The organism is Paenibacillus woosongensis (assembly GCF_009725165.1).
Taxonomy (GTDB): Bacteria; Bacillota; Bacilli; order Paenibacillales; family Paenibacillaceae; genus Fontibacillus; species Fontibacillus woosongensis.
This window is the reverse complement of record NZ_WNZW01000001.1, coordinates 667363-684888: the sequence shown is the minus strand read 5'-3', so window position 1 is coordinate 684888 and position 17526 is coordinate 667363. Positions and strand designations below refer to the sequence as shown.

The 17526-nt window shown below is 52.8% G+C and carries 11 protein-coding genes; 6 read left to right on the top strand and 5 right to left on the bottom strand.

Going from position 1 to position 17526, the window contains the following annotated elements; genetic code table 11:
- Nucleotides 1-31 precede the first annotated feature (31 nt).
- The 3 genes from GNP95_RS03285 (at nucleotide 32) to tkt (ending at nucleotide 7199) form a co-directional block, all read left to right on the top strand.
- Complete coding sequence (locus tag GNP95_RS03285; protein WP_155609443.1) at nucleotides 32-2083, top strand: vWA domain-containing protein; 2052 nt, start codon at nucleotides 32-34, stop codon at nucleotides 2081-2083.
- Nucleotides 2067-4991 carry a VWA domain-containing protein gene (locus tag GNP95_RS03280; protein ID WP_330163249.1) on the top strand — a complete coding sequence of 975 codons (2925 nt, stop codon included), beginning with the start codon at nucleotides 2067-2069 and terminating at the stop codon, nucleotides 4989-4991. Before GNP95_RS03285 ends, GNP95_RS03280 begins: the two co-directional genes overlap by 17 nt.
- Nucleotides 4992-5174: 183 nt before the next feature.
- On the top strand, nucleotides 5175-7199 hold the full coding sequence (gene tkt / locus GNP95_RS03275; RefSeq protein ID WP_155609442.1) for a transketolase: 2025 nt from the start codon (nucleotides 5175-5177) through the stop codon (nucleotides 7197-7199).
- A gap of 963 nt (nucleotides 7200-8162) precedes the next feature.
- On the opposite strand, the gene GNP95_RS03270 is transcribed toward tkt, so the two are convergent.
- Nucleotides 8163-9059 carry an NAD(P)-dependent oxidoreductase gene (locus tag GNP95_RS03270; protein ID WP_155609441.1) on the bottom strand — a complete coding sequence of 299 codons (897 nt, stop codon included), beginning with the start codon at nucleotides 9057-9059 and terminating at the stop codon, nucleotides 8163-8165.
- 175 nt (nucleotides 9060-9234) lie between these two features.
- Here GNP95_RS03270 and GNP95_RS03265 point away from each other — a divergent pair, with 175 nt between their 5' ends.
- The 3 genes from GNP95_RS03265 (at nucleotide 9235) to GNP95_RS03255 (ending at nucleotide 11957) form a co-directional block, all read left to right on the top strand.
- Nucleotides 9235-10590 carry a glucose-6-phosphate isomerase gene (locus GNP95_RS03265; protein WP_155609440.1) on the top strand — a complete coding sequence of 452 codons (1356 nt, stop codon included), beginning with the start codon at nucleotides 9235-9237 and terminating at the stop codon, nucleotides 10588-10590.
- A gap of 132 nt (nucleotides 10591-10722) precedes the next feature.
- Nucleotides 10723-11355 carry a YigZ family protein gene (locus tag GNP95_RS03260; protein WP_155609439.1) on the top strand — a complete coding sequence of 211 codons (633 nt, stop codon included), beginning with the start codon at nucleotides 10723-10725 and terminating at the stop codon, nucleotides 11353-11355.
- A 5-nt stretch (nucleotides 11356-11360) separates the two neighbouring features.
- Entirely contained in the window at nucleotides 11361-11957 is a 597-nt protein-coding gene (locus GNP95_RS03255) for a TetR/AcrR family transcriptional regulator (protein WP_155609438.1), read from the top strand.
- A 241-nt stretch (nucleotides 11958-12198) separates the two neighbouring features.
- Here the strand turns inward: GNP95_RS03255 and GNP95_RS03250 are convergent, their stop codons facing one another.
- From GNP95_RS03250 to GNP95_RS03235, 4 genes are all read right to left on the bottom strand, one after another.
- A complete protein-coding gene (locus GNP95_RS03250) occupies nucleotides 12199-14445 on the bottom strand; it encodes a glycoside hydrolase family 31 protein (RefSeq protein WP_155609437.1) in 2247 nt (748 codons plus the stop codon).
- 23 nt (nucleotides 14446-14468) lie between these two features.
- The gene (locus GNP95_RS03245) at nucleotides 14469-15287 is read right to left on the bottom strand and encodes a carbohydrate ABC transporter permease (RefSeq protein WP_155609436.1); all 819 of its coding nucleotides are present in this window, start codon (nucleotides 15285-15287) and stop codon (nucleotides 14469-14471) included.
- Between the two features lies 1 nt (nucleotide 15288).
- On the bottom strand, nucleotides 15289-16179 hold the full coding sequence (locus tag GNP95_RS03240; RefSeq protein ID WP_330163248.1) for a carbohydrate ABC transporter permease: 891 nt from the start codon (nucleotides 16177-16179) through the stop codon (nucleotides 15289-15291).
- 92 nt (nucleotides 16180-16271) lie between these two features.
- Nucleotides 16272-17525, bottom strand: coding sequence for an ABC transporter substrate-binding protein (locus GNP95_RS03235; RefSeq protein WP_155609435.1), 1254 nt, complete (start codon nucleotides 17523-17525; stop codon nucleotides 16272-16274).
- Between the last annotated feature and the right edge of the window lies 1 nt (nucleotide 17526).

Genomic DNA, 17526 nt, shown 5'->3' with positions numbered 1-17526 from the left:
GAGACTTAGGCAACAAGAAGGAGGTGAAGGGATGGGAATTGCCTCTTGGTCCGGACTGTGGTTCGCTTTAGCGATCCCGTTGATCATACTGATGTATCTGTTTAAGCGGAAGTATGTGGACACGCTGGTTCCCAGCCATATGCTGTGGAATCGCGTGCTGCGCAATATAGAGGCCAACCGTCCATGGCAAAAGCTTCAAAACAGGCTGCTGCTGTGGCTGCAGCTTCTGGCCGCGGCGCTGCTTGTGCTTGCCCTGATGACGCCATTCATTTGGGTCAAAGGCGGCCTGTCGGGACATACAGTCATTGTCGTCGATGCTTCGGCGAGCATGAGCGGGCAGCGGAATGGAGAACCGGGAAAGGATACTCCTGCATCCTCTACGGCGCTAGATCGTCTCAAGATAAAGGTTCATGAATATATCGACTCGATGGGTACGGATGGCGAGGTTACCTTGCTCAAGCTGGGGACGGAGCCGGAAGTGCTGCTCACTCGCGAGACAGATCAGAGGGCTATCCGTGATCAGGTAGACAAGCTGGAGGCCGAGTTCGGCAAAGCCGCCTACCGGGAAACGATGTCGCTTGCCGCGGCCATGACTCAGGACGATCCCGATGCGAGCGTGCTCGTATTTACCGATGAACAGTGGAGCGAGCGGGCGGATGATATTTCGTTTGCTGCTCCGGTGGAGATTGTATCCCTGAAAGGCGAAGGAACAAGCAATGCTGCGATAGAGCAGTTTGGGATAAAAAATGACGGTGATTACAGCACTGGAGTCGCGGTTATTCGGAATTACGGCGCAAGGCCGTTTGAAACCGGCTTGAATCTGTTTGGGGACGGCCAGCTTTTGGCTTCAAAATCCGTCAAGGTGGACAGTGGCAAGGCTGTGACCGTTACCTTCGATGAGCTCCCCGCCTCGGACGTTTATAAAATAAAACTGGAGCGGGACGACGATTATGCGGTGGATAACGTGGCTTATGCTTTTCGCGAGAGAGGCGGAGCTCCCCATGTACTGCTTATATCAGAGGGAAATCTGTTCCTGGAAAAAGCGCTCCAGCTGTCCGGCGCGAGGGTGACCCGCATGGAGCCTGGGACAAGCGCGCCCTCAAACGAACCGGATAGTGAAGAAGGCAACGGACCGGCTCTTCCGAAGGATAAGCCGGATACGATCATTATCGATGGCATGACTCCGGCTTATCTGAAGACCGGCGAGTGGAGCCGCCTGATTAAGGAGACGCCATCCTGGACACTAGGCGGAGATGGCGGGAAGATACAGCCGGGCAGTGGAAGAACAACCGTCGTCAACCATCCGGTAACCCGCTATATATCGCTGAATGATCCGCCGGCTGCAGCCGTTCTGGCAGGAGACATGCCTTCATGGGGCAAACCGCTCATGGAAATCGGCTCTACACCGGCGGCCTATGCCGGCACGGAGAACGGGGTTAACCGGCTGGTCTTTCTATTCGCGTTAAGCGACGGCGATTTGCCGCTTCGTCCGGAGTTTCCGGTCATGGTTAATAACGCCGTCCAGTGGCTGCAGGCGGGCAGAACGACAGGGCTCGGCCGCATGGTTGCCGGCGCGGAGCTGGAGATGCCGTTGAACGTAGAGGCAGCACAGGCCTCGTGGGTGGCGGCGGACGGTTATGCTGTGGACATAGGCGCTGCTCCAATTCCGGCGGCCGCTAAAGACCACAGCTTGGCAGCGGTACAAGCCGTCCCGCCGCTTCCTGGCTTATGGCGCTTTGAGATGAAAGGCGCGGATGGCAGCGTATTGCCCGCATATAACCTCGAGGTGATCGCCCATCCGTCCGAATCGGCAATCGGCCAGGCGAAGCCGCTTGGTTTTGGCGGCAGTGGAGGCGCATCCGCAGGCGGGGCCGCAGGAAATGGCACAGAGAACAGCACAGGCGCAGGCCAGATCTCGGAGGATGGTTCTGCTAGCCCGGATGCTTCCGGCAAGGCTTTAGGCGGCGTAGGCCCTAATCCTGAGCGAAGTGCCAAGCATTCCCTTACGTATTTGGCCGCATTGCTGGCGCTGATCGTCATTATCGCAGAATGGGGGGTGTACCAGCGTGGGCGTTCAATTTAATCATCCGTGGGTATTGCTGCTGCTGATTTTAGCCGCTGCTGGTGCATTTTACGCGTACCGTTCGGATTTCCGCCTGCATGGCGGGAGGAAGAAATGGGCTGTCGGCCTGCGGGGGACGATCGTTATTTTGCTCATATTGGCCCTGGCCGGTTTTCAGACCTTTACATTGGTTAAAAATAAGGAAGTCGTATTTCTGATCGACCGCTCCGCCAGCATGGAGGATACGGATGCCGCGTTGGCATGGGCCGTACAGGCAGCGGGGGCCAAAGGGGAGCAGGACAGCATTGCCGTCGTATCAGCGGGGCTGGACGGCGCCATCGAGAAAAATCTCGATCCCATGCCGCTGTCTGATGGCGGAGCCCGGGCCGAGGTGAATGCGGCTTTTACCCATCTGGAGAAGGGTCTTCAACTGGCCGGCAGTCTGTTCGGGGGCAAAGGGAACCAGCGGATCGTCGTCATCTCGGACGGTGAAGAAAATGTAGGAGATGCGCTCTCCGCAGCAAGAATGCTGAAGGAGAGAGGCATTGCTGTCGACGTGCTCCAGGCTCCGTCTAAAGAGCGGAAGGATGTCGCCGTCGAATCGCTGCATCTTCCGGAGAAGCTGTACAGAGCGGAGTCTTTTACGTTCGAGGTAGCGATACGCAGTACTTTTTCCGGCAGCGGCGAGCTTCGCCTGTATGAGGACAACCGGGAAATCGGGCGTAAGACGGTTGCGCTGGAGCGGGGGGAGAACCGATTTGTCCTGCAAGGCCTGGCCAAGGAACCGGGGCTGCATCGCTACAAGGCGGAAATATTCATGGATGGGGACGAGCAGGCGGCGAACAATGAAAGTTATGCCTTTACCCGCGTCACCGGCAGCCCGAAGGTGCTGATCGTGGAAGGCAAGCCGGGAACGTCTTCCAATCTGGAGAACGCGCTGAAATCAGGATTGATTCAATATGCAGTCACCGACCCGGGCATGCTTCCGGTGGAGTTGGCGAAGTACGCCGGCTATGACAGCATTATTTTCAATAATGTGTCCGGCGAACAGGTCGGCGGCAAGCAGATGGAGCTTATCGAGCAGGCGGTGCGTTCCTACGGCATCGGTTTTATGATGGTCGGCGGAGAAGAGAGCTTTGGCATGGGCGGATATTTCAAGACGCCGATCGAGAAGCTGCTGCCGGTATCGATGGAGCTGCAGGGCAAACGCGAAATACCGTCCCTGGGGCTTGTTCTCGTCATTGACCGTTCCGGCAGCATGGAAGGAGACAAGATCAGGCTGGCCAAGGAATCGGCGATGCGGACGGTAGAGATGCTGCGTTCTAAGGACACGGTCGGGGTCGTCGCATTTGATGACAGGCCGTGGTGGGTCGTAGAGCCAACGAAGCTCGGCGACCAGAAGGACGATGTCCTCGCCAAGATTAACAGCATACCGAGTGCGGGCGGGACGGATATTTACCCTGCCGTAGCGGATGCTACGGATAAACTGCTGGGCATCGAGGCCCAGCGGAAGCATATCATTCTGCTTACGGATGGGCAGTCGGCAGGCGACTCCGGGTATAATGAGCTGCTAAACACGATGAATGACAACCATATGACGATGTCGACCGTGGCTGTCGGCGACGGCGCGGATACACAGCTGCTGGAATCGCTCGCCCGAGGGGCCAAGGGGCGTTATTATTTCGTTAAAGACGCAACGACGCTGCCTACGATATTCAGCCGGGAAGCGGCCGTGATCGCCAGAACCTATATTGTGGACAAACCTTTTGTTCCGGCGATTGTGCAGCCTGGGGACTGGCGTGAATCGTTATCCGGCGGGCTGCCGACCATCTACGGTTATGTAGCCGCATCGGCCAAATCGACGGCGCAGACAGTGCTGGCAAGCCCTGAGCCCGACCCGCTGCTCGCCCGCTGGCAATACGGTTCTGGACGAACCGTTGCCTGGACGAGCGATCTGACGGGGAAATGGTCGCGGGATTGGGTGAACTGGCCGGGCTTCCCGGATGCGTTTGCGGATATGGTAAAATGGACTTTCCCCCAATTTTCGGCTGCTCCATTTGAAGTAAGCACGACGGTGAAGGGGAATGAGGTTTATTTTGAAGTGGCCGCATCGGAAGGCGTAGCACCGCCCGATGAGCTGGAAGCGGTCATTTCCGGCGAGGATCTGAATGATGCTGCGGTGCCGCTTATCCAGACATCACCCGGAATCTATAGCGGAGTAACGGCGGTGAGAGAGCCGGGCTCCTTTCTGCTTCATTTGCGGGGCAAGCGGGGGGATGAAGTCGTGGAAGGCGGGGGAACGGGCACGGGGTTCGTGATTCCCTATTCTCCGGAGTACCGGATCGTGACGGAGGACGCCGGGGAGCAACTGGCCAAGCTGGCCGATTTAACAGGCGGACGCGTGCTGGCTTGGGAGGAGCCGGGCGCGGCGTTCGATTTCCAGGTGCAGCCGCACAAGTCGCTGCGCAGCTGGGAGCGCGCGCTGCTCATCGCCGCGCTGCTGCTCTGGCTCGCCGACATCGCCGTGCGCCGTCTGGCGCTGCCCTGGGGCCGCATGGCGGAGCGGCTTGCCGCCGCCGCCATGCCTTGGCGCCGCCGCGGCGGCACGCCTGCAGCGGCAGAAGCCGGCGCCGCCCCTGCGGGAGCGGACGCCGGGCTGGCCCGGCTGGCCGCGCGCAAGGCGCGAACGGCCAGCTTCTACGGCGCAGAGGGCGGGGGCGATGGTGTCGCCCCCGTGGAGCCTGCGCCACGTACGGCCCGTCCGCCTGCTGGCGGGACGGGCGGAGAGCCCGCGGGGCCAGCGCCGCGGGCCAGGCCGGCTTCCCCTCCGCAGGAGGAAGCCGGAGGCACGGGGCCCGGCGCGGCCGAGACGCCGGGCGAGGGCACGCTTGGCCGGCTGCTGGAGGCCAAGCGGCGGGGGCGGCGCTAGCCGTATGTTCTTCATATTCCCGGCAAATGCATAAAAAAGTCATCATCCAGGGCAGGGTATGACAAAAAGGGATATGGAAAGGTGCTTAACAACGTGTTACAATATATAAAGTCAAAATGATTTTTTCAAAGTGATTGTTTTGTAACCAAAACGTATTTCTTCATTATTAAGGAGGAAGCTAGAATGCCACTTTCAGACAACAAGGTCATCGAAAATTTGTCGATCACTACGATTCGTACTCTTGCCATAGATGCGATCGAGAAAGCTAAGTCGGGCCACCCGGGCATGCCGATGGGGGCAGCGCCAATGGGTTACCAACTGTTCGCCAAAACGATGACGCACAACCCTGACCAACCAACCTGGATCAACCGCGATCGCTTCGTTTTGTCCGCCGGACACGGCTCCATGCTGCTCTACAGCCTGCTGCACCTGAGCGGTTATGATCTTTCTCTTGACGACCTCAAGCAATTCCGCCAATGGGGCAGTAAAACGCCGGGTCACCCTGAATTCGGACATACCGCAGGGGTAGATGCGACGACAGGTCCGCTTGGACAAGGTATTGCGATGGCCGTGGGTATGGCTCTGGCCGAAACTCAATTAGCGGCTACTTACAACAAGGGCGACTACAAAATCATCGACCACTATACTTACGGTATTTGCGGCGACGGAGACCTGATGGAAGGCGTAGCTAGTGAAGCGGCTTCTCTCGCAGGCCATCTGAAGCTTGGCAAGCTGATCTTCCTGTACGACTCCAACGACATTACGCTGGACGGCAAATTGAACCTGAGCTTCTCCGAGAATGTAAGACAGCGTTTTGACGCATACGGCTGGCAAACGCTGCTTGTAGAAGATGGCAATGATTTGGATGCAATCGAAAAAGCTATCGCTGAGGCCAAAGCGGATACCGAGCGTCCTACACTGATCGAAGTGAAGACGGTTATCGGTTACGGCAGCCCGAACAAGCAAGGTAAAGGCGGGTCCGGCGGAACGCACGGTTCACCGCTCGGCGCGGATGAAGCGAAGCTGACGAAAGAATATTACAAATGGGTATATGAAGAGGACTTCTACGTACCTGAAGAAGTGCGCGAGCATTTTGCAAAAGTAAAAGAGCAAGGCATCGCTGCAAACAAAGCCTGGGATGAGCTGTTTGCGAAATACAAAGCAGAATACCCAGAGCTGGCTGCTCAATTCGAGATTGCTATTGCGGGCGATCTTCCAGAGGGCTGGGATGCTGATCTTCCTAAATACAGTGCAGAGGACAAACCGGTATCGACGCGCGTGGCGTCCGGTAATGCGCTTAACGGTTTGACTGGCGGCGTTCCTCAACTGCTTGGCGGATCCGCTGACCTTGAAAGCTCGACGATGACTCACTTGAAAGGATTGCCGCTCTACACACCTGAGTCGCGCGAAGGCCGCAACCTGTATTTTGGTGTTCGCGAGTTTGCCATGGCTGCTGCCATGAACGGTATTGCGCTGCATAGCGGCCTTAAAGTATTCGGCGGTACGTTCTTCGTCTTTACGGACTACTTGCGTCCGGCAGTCCGCTTGTCTGCGTTGATGGGGCTTCCGGTTACGTATGTTCTTACGCATGACAGTATCGCAGTCGGCGAAGACGGACCTACGCATGAGCCGATTGAACAGCTTGCTTCCCTGCGCATTATTCCTAACCTGACAGTAATTCGTCCGGCTGATGCCAACGAGACTTCTGCGGCTTGGGCTTATGCGGTAGAGAACAAAGGCAATCCGGTAGCGCTGGTGCTGACTCGTCAAAACCTGCCTGTGCTCGAAGGTACGGCCGAGAAAGCCCGCCAAGGCGTAAAACGCGGCGGATACGTTGTATCTGAGGCGAAGGACGGCAAACCGGTTGCTCAGCTGATTGCTTCTGGTTCTGAAGTGCAATTGGCAGTTAAGGCACAAGCGGCGCTTGCTGAGGAAGGCATCCATGTTCGCGTTGTCAGCCTGTCCAGCTGGGATCTGTTCGACAAGCAGGATCAAGCGTACAAAGATTCTGTTATTCTCCCTGACGTTAAAGCGCGCGTAGCTATTGAAATGGCACATCCGTTCGGATGGGAGCGTTACGTTGGCGAGAAAGGCTCCATTATGGGCATTAGCACGTTCGGCGCATCTGCACCTGGCGACAAAGTCATTGCAGAGTACGGCTTTACGGTCGAGAACGTTGTGAAGCATGTAAAAGAGCAGTTGAAATAGACTAGATGAGCATGAAAAAGGCAGGCACCGTGCGGACGCAAGGGGCCTGCCTTTTATTAATCGTTAGTACGGGTGAGGACGCCGACTGCCGCCATCATGCGGTCCTGTGTTCTGTGTGGGACGAGAACTTCTGTTTTACGCGAGTAATTCGGCGATACTGTGCTAGATCAACGCGCCAAACGAGCGGTATTTCAGTACAGTGAATGCGCATATGGGAACTTAACGGGTCTAGGTTCCGCTATTTAACTGAAATTGTGGAAAATGTGAAGCTAACGGATGCAGGAAACGTTATTGGTTTGATTTCAGACGAACAGAGGCGGTTTTACCTAGGATAGCGCCCCCTGAGACCGTTAGGTTCTGGAACGCGTCGAAAAGTCACAAATAACGCATCTTATATCCGTTAGAGTGCTATGCTGCTTGGCACTGGCCAGAACTACAAACCCAAGGGCGCAGCTGCTTCTAGGCCAGGTGGGCTTGGCGAATTTGCAAGCAGTCTGCCTCAGTCACTGCCAAGCTGCTGGCACTTTCGCAGCAGTCTTGCTTCAGGCACTGCCAAGCTGCTGGCACTTTCGCAGCAGTCTTGCTTCAGGCACTGCCAGGCTGCTGGCACTTTCGCAGCAGTCCTGCCTCAGTCACTGCCAAGTTGCTGGCACTTTCGCAGCAGTCCTGCTTCAGTCAGTGCCAAGCTGCTAGCACTTTCGCAGCAGCCTGCCTCAGGCTCTGCCGACTTCCTGATGCTTCCGCCAGCAGCTCGCGCCCTGGGCAGGCTACATCCCAGGGAATCCGATGATCTTCACCGGGCTCGGCTCAACCGTGCTTGCCGTATTGACCACCACGGCCAGCACGACCGGCTCAACCGGCAGGACAGAGTCGAACGCCCCTTTGCCTCAGTCCCGTGCCAGGCTTGGCCAGCAGGCCGGACCCAGCGTCCGGACCCAGCGTCCGGGCCAGGCCACCGACCGGCTACAGCTTGCCGCCGCCGATCGTCTGGCCGATCCAGGCTTCGTACAGCTTAACGACGGAGGAGAGATCCTCGTCGCCGTAGCCTTCGGTCTGGCCGGCCTGGAACATGCTTTTGGCCATGTTCAGCATGGGGGCGGGGATGCCAGCGCCGTCTGTCAGTGAGGAGGCAAGCTTCAAATCCTTAAGCATCAGCGAGAGGGAGAACTGGTTGGTGAAGTCGTGCTCGATGATTTTGCGTCCCTTCAACTCGGCTTGCTTGCTGCCGGCTGAGCCGTTTTGGACGAGCTCCAGGAAGAGGTCGGCAGGCAGACCGGATTTGGCGGCGATGGCGAAGCCTTCAGCCAGGGCGAGGTTGTTGATGCCGACGATCGTGTTGTGCGCCAGCTTGGCGACGGCTCCGCTGCCGTTTGGTCCCATGTGAAGTATTTTCTGGCCCATCGTTTCAAAGATGTCCCGCTGTTCGGCCAGCGCTTCGGCTGATCCGCCGATCATGAATACGAGCGTCCCGGCATGAGCGGCCGGAGAACTGCCGGTAACGGGGGCATCGAGGAACTGTCCGCCGAGCCGGGCAATATCGCCGGCCAATCTATGAACAAGCGACGGAGAGATCGTGCTGCAGTCAATCACGGTGCTGCCGGGGCGCAGTCCCTGCAGAAGACCTTCATCGCCATCGTAAACGGCGCTAATCGAGGCATCGTCGCTGACCATCGTAATTACGGTATCAGCAGCCTGCGCCGCTTGCTTCGCAGTGGCTGCGAGAACAGCTCCTTGCTCAACGAGCGGCTGAGCCTTCTCCGCTGTACGGTTGAATACGGTAACCTCGTAGCCTTGTTTAAGTAAGTTTGCGGCCATGGGAGCACCCATTGTGCCAAGGCCGATAAATCCGATTTTTTTCATTGCAATCACCTTCCATAAGGAATTGAACAGCATTTAATTATTTTATCACGAGTATTGGAATACTGCATATTGTGCCTTGTCTTCACCCGGAATTTACAGTATCCTAGGTGTAAGTTTAATTGTGGATAGGGCAGTAGATAGAAACAATATTGTGTAGACGGAGGAATGAAATACCATGTCTAAAAAAGTCACTTTTGATTACAGCAAAGCTCTCCAGTTCGTAGGTCAGCATGAGATCGATTACTTGACGGAGTCGGTGCGTCTGGCTCATGAACAGTTACATAACGGCACGGGGGCCGGGTCGGACTATCTCGGCTGGATCAATCTGCCGACAGAGTATGATAAGGAAGAATTCAGCCGCATCCAGAAGGCTGCTGCCAAAATTCAAAGCGATTCCGACGTTCTGATCGTCATTGGGATCGGCGGCTCCTACCTTGGCGCGCGTGCAGCGATTGAATCGTTGTCGCACTCCTTCTACAATTTACTTCCGAAAGACAAACGCAAAACTCCGGAAATTTATTTTGCCGGCAACAATATCAGCTCCACTTATGTAAATCATTTGCTTGACCTGATCGAAGGCAAGGATTTCTCGGTTAACGTCATCTCCAAATCCGGCACGACGACGGAGCCGGCGATCGCGTTCCGCATTTTCCGCGCCGCACTTGAGAAGAAATACGGTAAAGAAGAAGCGCGCAAGCGCATCTACGCTACTACTGACCGTGAGAAAGGCGCTCTTAAGAAGCTGGCAACGGAAGAGGGCTACGAGAGCTTCGTCATTCCGGACGATGTAGGCGGACGTTATTCCGTACTTACGGCAGTTGGTCTTCTGCCAATCGCTGCGGCAGGCATCAACATCGAGGAAATGATGCAAGGCGCTGCCGAGGCTGCCAAGGAATTCAGCAACCCTAACCTGGCCGAGAACGCCAGTTATCAATATGCGGCAGTGCGCAACGCCCTGTACCGCAAAGGCAAAGTAACAGAAATTCTTGTGAATTACGAGCCATCCCTGCACTACGTGTCCGAATGGTGGAAGCAGCTGTTCGGCGAAAGTGAAGGTAAAGACTACAAAGGAATTTATCCGGCATCGGTAGATTTCAGTACAGACCTTCACTCGATGGGACAATTCATTCAAGAGGGTAACCGGAACATTTTCGAGACGGTAATCCAAGTGACCGAAGTACCTAGCCATATCACGATTGAATCCGATCCTGCCGATCTGGACGGACTGAATTTCCTTGCCGGCAAGACGCTGGATTTCGTGAACAAGAAGGCGTTCCAAGGTACGCTGCTCGCTCATACGGACGGACAAGTGCCTAACCTGATCGTTAACGTACCTGATTTGACGCCGTATTCCTTCGGCTATCTCGTATATTTCTTTGAAAAAGCTTGTGGCATCAGCGGCTACTTGCTCGGAGTAAATCCGTTCGACCAGCCGGGTGTTGAAGCCTACAAGAAAAATATGTTTGCATTGCTTGGCAAACCAGGCTTTGAGAAAGAAAAAGCAGAACTGGAAGCAAGATTGTCCGAATAGTATTTTGAAGCAGGTTTCAAAAGGACAAGGGACAACATCGTTTCAACCAGAAGATATTAGCGCCAGGGAAGCAGTTCACCGGAGTGTGCCGGTTGAGCTGCTTCTTGGCACATTCTATAAGGATGATCAAATATGCTAGAGCGTTATAAGACGGTTCGCAGAGCCGGAGAAAAGGAAATCGTGATCAAGAAGTCGCGTTTTATCGGGCAGATCAAGCCGGTAGAAAGCGAAGCCGAAGCGATTGCGTTTATTGAAGAAATTAAGAAGAAGCACTGGAATGCCACCCACAACTGTTCCGCCTACATGATTGGGGAACGGGACGAAATCCAGAAGCAGTCGGATGACGGAGAGCCGAGCGGGACGGCGGGCAAACCGATTCTGGAAGTGATTAAGCAGCAGGGTCTCAAAAATGTAGCGATCGTCGTAACAAGATATTTCGGCGGCATCATGCTTGGCGCAGGCGGTTTGATCCGGGCTTACACCGACGGAGCGGTTGCGGCAACCGAGGCAGGAGAGGTCATTACCCGTGTGCTTCATCGCGAAGTATTTGCCGAGCTTGATTATACCTGGCTGGGCAAGGTGGAGAATGAGCTGAGAAACCGGGAAATCCGGACAGGAGAGACCGCTTTTGCGGATAACGTTACATTGTTATGTCTGCCGCTGGAGAGCGAAGCTGAAGCTTTTAAGGCTTGGCTGGTCGATTTGACACAAGGACAGGTCGTATTGAAGGAAGGTAACCAGGTTTACTTTATTGAAGGGGAATAACGCCTATGGCAAGAAGAGCAGTAGAGCAGGAATTGTCGAGGGAAAGAATAATGGATGCGGCCAGACATTTGTTTATCACCAAAGGATACCGGGGGATATCAATGAGAAGCATCGGGCAGCATTTGGGTTATAGTCACGGCTCTCTTTACTATCATTTTAAAGAGAAGGCGGAGCTGTTTTACGCCATCGTGGTGCAGGATTTTAACCATCTGATCCAGCTGTGCGCCCAAGTCCCGAAATCACCGCCGGTCGAAGGGCTGACCAAAATTGAACAGTTGATGCTGGAGTTCATTAAGTTCGGCCTGGAGCATCCGCATCAATATGAAATCATGTTCATGCTTCGGGATGAGGAAATATTGGCCTATTGTCGCAGTGAGCAGGCAAAGTGTTTTGATATATTCGAATCGATCGTCAGAAAGTTTCTGAAGGAAGAGAGACATCCGATGGAAAACAACCAGGCATTTCCGCTTAGTTTGTTTTTGGGAATCCATGGGTTCATATCGTTCTATATTCAAGATCGGTTGACGTTCGAAGAAATTAGGCCTGCTGCCATTGCTCATGTCAAAATGCTCAGCCAGAGCAATTACCGATTGACGTCATAGGACGTTTTTGTTTTCAGGTTACGCTTTAATCATTTACATTGTCATAGCTGTACTTCTTTATTACGTTACTTTAATAACGTAATAAACTTCCAATTTGTTAATTCACTATCAGATTGCTATCATGGATTGGTTCGTGACATGCTTCCGAAGGAGTCATCATCTTACACATGCATAAACAATAAATAAAGAAGTAAGGTACGAGGATACCCTACTTCTTTATTGTTTTTATATGAATATATTATTAGTTCACTTCCACCCATTTCTGGTGCAGCGGATGATAGAATTTGCCTTGGCCATCTGTAATTCCTTCACTGGTGTATGCAGTTATGCTTACTTTGTCCCAATCGATATGATCTGTTGTCAGTGCGGCTTCCACATGCGGGATCGAAGCGCCTGCGCGAACTAGCATAACGATCGGAATTTGGCCCGCTTGGATCGTTAACCATTGCTGCCCTTCATAGACGGCCCCGGTCTGGTAATCGACCCATTGTCCTTGCGGCAAGTAGACGATGCGGCGATCCGTCTCTTCGAATAATGGCGCGACGAGAATATCGGAGCCAAAGAAATATTGATCCTCGATCATCCAGCACGTCGGGTCCTCCGGGAATTCCAGGAACATCGCTCTAAGCAGCGGGTGACCAGCCTGCGAGCTTAAATAGGCTTGCGTATAAATATATGGCATGAGCTTGTACTTCATTTCAGCAGCGGCACGAAAGTCGTCCATAAACGAGGCGCTGTAAGCCCAAGGCTCCTTCGGTGGAGCACCGTGGCAGCGACTGTGGGAGGTCAGCATGCCAAAAGGCATCCAGCGGCGGTAAAGCGCCTCCGGGCTCTCCTTCACGAATCCGCCGATATCATGGCTCCAATAAGTGAAGCCGCTCAAACCGATGGAGAGTGCTGCTCTCAAGCAAGCCAGCATAGCGGAATCAGTATTCTCCGTATCGCCGCCCCAATGGATCGGGTAGCGCTGGCTCCCGGCCCAGGCGCTGCGCGCCCAAATGATACTCTCCCCGTTGACGCGCTCAGTCACATCGGCAACGGCTTTGTTGTAGCGGAGCGGGTACAAATTATGCTCCAATCGACCGCTTTGGCCAGAATGGAACCGCCCAAAAATCGGCGCGCCTTCTCCGAAATCCGCTTTAATGGCGCTTACGCCCATTTTGAGCAATTCGGCGATTTTCTCCTGATACCAGGCTACGGTCTCCGGATTGCTGAAGTCGAGAATCGCATCCTCGGTAGGCAAGTTTCCGTCAGGATCGGTAACGACAAGCCCTTTATCGATCAGCTCCTGGAAGTAGCGGTTCGTCGGCGTAAAATAAGGAATTTGCCATAGACTGACGCGAAGTCCCTGTTTACGCAAGTCCTCAATCATTTTCCGCGGATTGTCGAACCGGGTGTGGGAAAATTCGTAATCACAACGCCAGTCCTCTTCAAACCATCCTGTATCCAGGTGAATAACATCGCATGGAATTTGATGCTCCTGGAGCTTCTGTGCAACTTCCCGGGTTTGAGCCTCGGAATCATAAGTGATCCGGCTCATCCACAGGCCAAAAGACCATAGTGGGGGTACCGGGCTTTTACCGGTCAATGCCGTATATTCGCTAAGGACTTCCTTCGGATCGCCGAAGAAGAAGAAGAGATCCATACTGTCATCATCCATGTAAATCGTATTGGCCGCATCGTACTCTTTGCCGATATCGAGCGTGATTGGCGCAGTGGAATGGATGAACATACCGTATTGCCTGCTGCTCAGGAAAAAAGGAATCGGCTTATACATATCGTCGGTCTGCACGCTAAGCGAATCGCGAGTCCACAGGTCAATGCGCTGGCCGCGTTTGTTGAGACCGGTAAACGACTCGCCGGTGCCATAAATTTTCTCGCCTGGCGAGAGGCTGAAGGTAGCTGCGATTTTATGGGACATATCTTGAATCGAACGGGCAAATGAGAATGGGACAGGGTACATATTTTGCAAGCTGAAGGTATCCTGATGATGCCAGGTTTGTGTCAGCACTTTACCGTTCGCGTCTTTAAAAGTCAGGTGGAAAGGATGAAGGCCAAGCTCGACCTTTCCAAATTGGCTCTCCCATACATAGCCATTATCGGTCTTTGTTGCCGATGTCCACGTTGTATCCTCGCTGATTTCTTTTGAAATCATGAGAGAAGGCTGCTCTTTTGCAACTTTTCTCCGAGTTTGTATACGAATACGCGCTGTTCTTGGCGTAACAAAAGAAATATCAAAAGGCATTTCAGGGGATTCCGGATATTCTACCGGGAACTCCCACGACTGGGTTGGTTCAATAAAGAAATCGTATTGGTTGAACGCAAGTCTCGGCTTGCGGGTAGAGCGGAGCCACTTGATGCGGCCGCTTCTCGATTGCGGATCGAAGTCTGTGACTTGATCCCCCATAAAGTTCAATGTATCCGATTGATGAAAGGGAATGCTAACGTCGATTGCTTCATTAAGTCTGCTAGTTTGATAATGCTTCATGGATTTCCCCACCTATATCTATATTATTTAACCGCTCCGCTAGTAAGCCCGCTAATGATATACCGCTGCAATAGAATGAACATGGCAAGTACGGGAAGGACAGTTATGGTAGCAAAGGACAGCAGATTGTTCCACTGGATGCCGTATTTGCCCATAGAATTGTAAACTCCTGCCGTTAATGGCCACATATCGGTATTGCTAATAAAGGTCATGCTGTAAATCAGATCTCCCCAGGCGAAAAGGAACGAGAACGTTGCCGATACGATAATTCCTGGATAAGAGATCGGAATCATAATTCTCAGGAATGCGGTGAACCGGTTGCAGCCGTCGATCATCGCCGCATCCTCGAGCTCCTTCGGCGCATTCAGGAAGTAGGTTCTGAGTATAAGCACCGAGAAAGGAATCCCTAACGTTGCTGTTGCCAGAATAGGCGCTGCCAAGCTATTGAGCAGAGCCAGCTTCTTGAATAAAATGAACATCGGCGTAAGAACGACGGTTACCGGCAGCATTTGCGTGACGAGGAAGAATAGGATCATCCACTTCTTGCCGGGAACGGGGTATCTAGCCAACCCGTAGGAAGCAGGGATGGCCAGTACAACGACGATGGCCATCGAGCTTAGAGCTACGATTAGACTGTTAATAAAGCTTCTTCCCAGAGCGCCGCCAAGCTGCGAGGTGTAGCCCTCCACATACCATTCATTGGGGAAAAGCGTCGGCGGCATCTGGAAAATTTCGCCTTGCACTTTGAATGAACTGACGACCATCCAGTAAATTGGGAAGAGGATCGCGCCTACAATGACAATTCCAACTATGTTTAACAAAAATTCTTTTGATCTTGGCATTTTACATCACCTCATCGCTGCGAACCATGCGCAAGTAAATCAGACTGACTATGAAGAGAATGAAGAAGAGAATGTTGGAGGCCGCTGCGCCCTGAGAGAAATTGAATTGGTCAAAGGACAGCTTGTATGCCAAGGTCGACAGTACTTCTGTTGCATTTACCGGTCCGCCGGCGGTCATGACAAAGATCAGATCGAACACTTTAAATGTAAAGATGAAGCCCATCATAATGACGATCATAATGACCGGACGAAGCATCGGTAGAGTCATGTAGACAAATTGCTTGAATTTATTCGCTCCGTCGATCGATGCCGCTTCATAAATATCGTCGGGAAGCGAGGATAGCCCGGTAGACAGCAGCATCATGTTAAATGGCGCTCCCACCCATACGTTGGCGATAATGACGCTCCACATTGCAAGCTCTGGATGCGTCAGCCATTCGATTGGCTGATCTACGAACCCAAACGAGAGCAGGATGTAGTTAATGATCCCGACACTTTGGTTGAACATGAATTTGAACAAGAGGGATGTAATGACGATCGGAACTAGATAGGATACGAGCGTCAAACCTCTTAAAAATCCAGCCAACCGGAATTTCATATTAAAGAACAAGGCGAGCGCAAAACCGATCGTAAATTGCAGGAAAATACTCCAAAACGTAAAGAAAAAAGTGTTTTTAAACGCGATATGAAATGAATCCAAACCGATCACTTTACGGTAGTTTTCAAGGCCGGCAAACGCGACATCCGGGTTGTTCAGCGTCATCAGATCCAAATGCTGAAAGCTAATTTTGATGTTGTAGAAAAGCGGATAGCCGATTAACACAAGCATGAAAATAAGCGCTGGAACGACATATGCCAGACTGATCAGCAGATTTCTTTTGTTTAATTCCACAAGAACTGCCCCTTTCAAGGGATTGTCCTTCCCCAGCAGCTTATATTTAAGACGAAGGGGAAGGAGCATGGAGTCATTATTGCATTCTAGTACTATGGATTAATAATGCTTTTGATTTTTTGTCCGGCTTCTGCAGCTGCATCGGCTGGATCCATCGCCATGGAGAACGATTTTTGATATGCCTCCTGGATGACGGAGGAAATTTCCGGCCATTTCGGATGCGGACCGCGTGGCTGTGCGGACTGCATTTGCTCCAGGAATCCGCTCAGATACTCGTCGCTCTTCCAATGATCGGACTTCTCGGCCACGTCTTCACGAGGCGAGAAATAGCCGGTTTGCACAAGGAAAGCTTCGAGATTATCCGCTTCGGACATCCATTTCAAGAAATCCCAGGCGCCATCTACGTTGTTGCCTTTAATAATTCCGATATTCTCGCCGCCAAGTACGGAGGCTTCTTGTTTGTCGATCGGCAGCTTGGCAATGGCAAAATTCATGTTAGGAGCATCAGCTTTTACACCGGCAATATTCCATGGGCCATTGATCATCATCGCCAGTTTGCCGGAAGAGAATTGCTTCAGAGTGTCGCTATTGGATAGGTTAATGACTTCTTTGCTGACAGAGCCGTCTTTGATGAGATCCGTTAAGAAAGTGAATGCACGGGCAGCTTCGGGAGAGTCGATGCTGTCGTAGTTTGCACCGGTGGACAGCAGCCATGGAAGGAAGTCAAATGCACCTTCCTCGGATTTAACGGCAGCAAATCCAAGACCATAACGATCGCCAGTCGTCAATTTTTTAGCGGTTTCGCGAAGCTCGTCCCAAGTTTTAGGAGGTTCGGCAATTCCAGCTTCTTTGAACATATCGGTGTTATAGTAGAGGGCGAGCGTATTGCTCGTAAATGGAAGGCCATATAGCTTGCCTTCATATTTAGCGGACTCGAAAGGGCCGTCAAGGTATTGGCTTCCCTGACCCCATTCATTGACGCGGTCGGTAATGTCTTCGAATATTCCGGCTGCAGCGAAGGAAGCGTGATCAGGATTATCGATGGTTACGATATCTGGCAACTCTTCGCCCATTAGGCCTACGGACAGTCTTTTCTTCATGTCGCCAAATGGCACGTATTGCCCGACAACCTGATATTGATCCTGCGAGCTGTTGTATTTTTGAATAGCGTCCTTAATCGCAGTTTCTTCATTTCCGCCGAAATAATACCAGAATGTAACTTGTTTTTTGGCTCCGTCATCACTAGAGCTGTTCTTGTCGGCGTTTGTTTGATCTCCCCCGCATGCGGTAAGCATAATCGAGAAGATCATCATGGCAATGAGGGTAAGCGATGCCTTTTTTTTCATA

What these genes read in the sequence shown, in the direction of transcription:
- GNP95_RS03285 (WP_155609443.1), top strand. Translation starts at nt 32, where the DNA reads ATGGGAATTGCCTCTTGGTCCGGACTGTGGTTCGCTTTAGCGATCCCG.
- GNP95_RS03260 (WP_155609439.1), top strand. Translation starts at nt 10,723, where the DNA reads ATGCTAGAGCGTTATAAGACGGTTCGCAGAGCCGGAGAAAAGGAAATC.
- tkt (WP_155609442.1), top strand. Translation starts at nt 5,175, where the DNA reads ATGCCACTTTCAGACAACAAGGTCATCGAAAATTTGTCGATCACTACG.
- GNP95_RS03250 (WP_155609437.1), bottom strand. Translation starts at nt 14,445, where the DNA reads ATGAAGCATTATCAAACTAGCAGACTTAATGAAGCAATCGACGTTAGC.
- GNP95_RS03265 (WP_155609440.1), top strand. Translation starts at nt 9,235, where the DNA reads ATGTCTAAAAAAGTCACTTTTGATTACAGCAAAGCTCTCCAGTTCGTA.
- GNP95_RS03235 (WP_155609435.1), bottom strand. Translation starts at nt 17,525, where the DNA reads ATGAAAAAAAAGGCATCGCTTACCCTCATTGCCATGATGATCTTCTCG.
- GNP95_RS03270 (WP_155609441.1), bottom strand. Translation starts at nt 9,059, where the DNA reads ATGAAAAAAATCGGATTTATCGGCCTTGGCACAATGGGTGCTCCCATG.
- GNP95_RS03245 (WP_155609436.1), bottom strand. Translation starts at nt 15,287, where the DNA reads ATGCCAAGATCAAAAGAATTTTTGTTAAACATAGTTGGAATTGTCATT.
- GNP95_RS03255 (WP_155609438.1), top strand. Translation starts at nt 11,361, where the DNA reads ATGGCAAGAAGAGCAGTAGAGCAGGAATTGTCGAGGGAAAGAATAATG.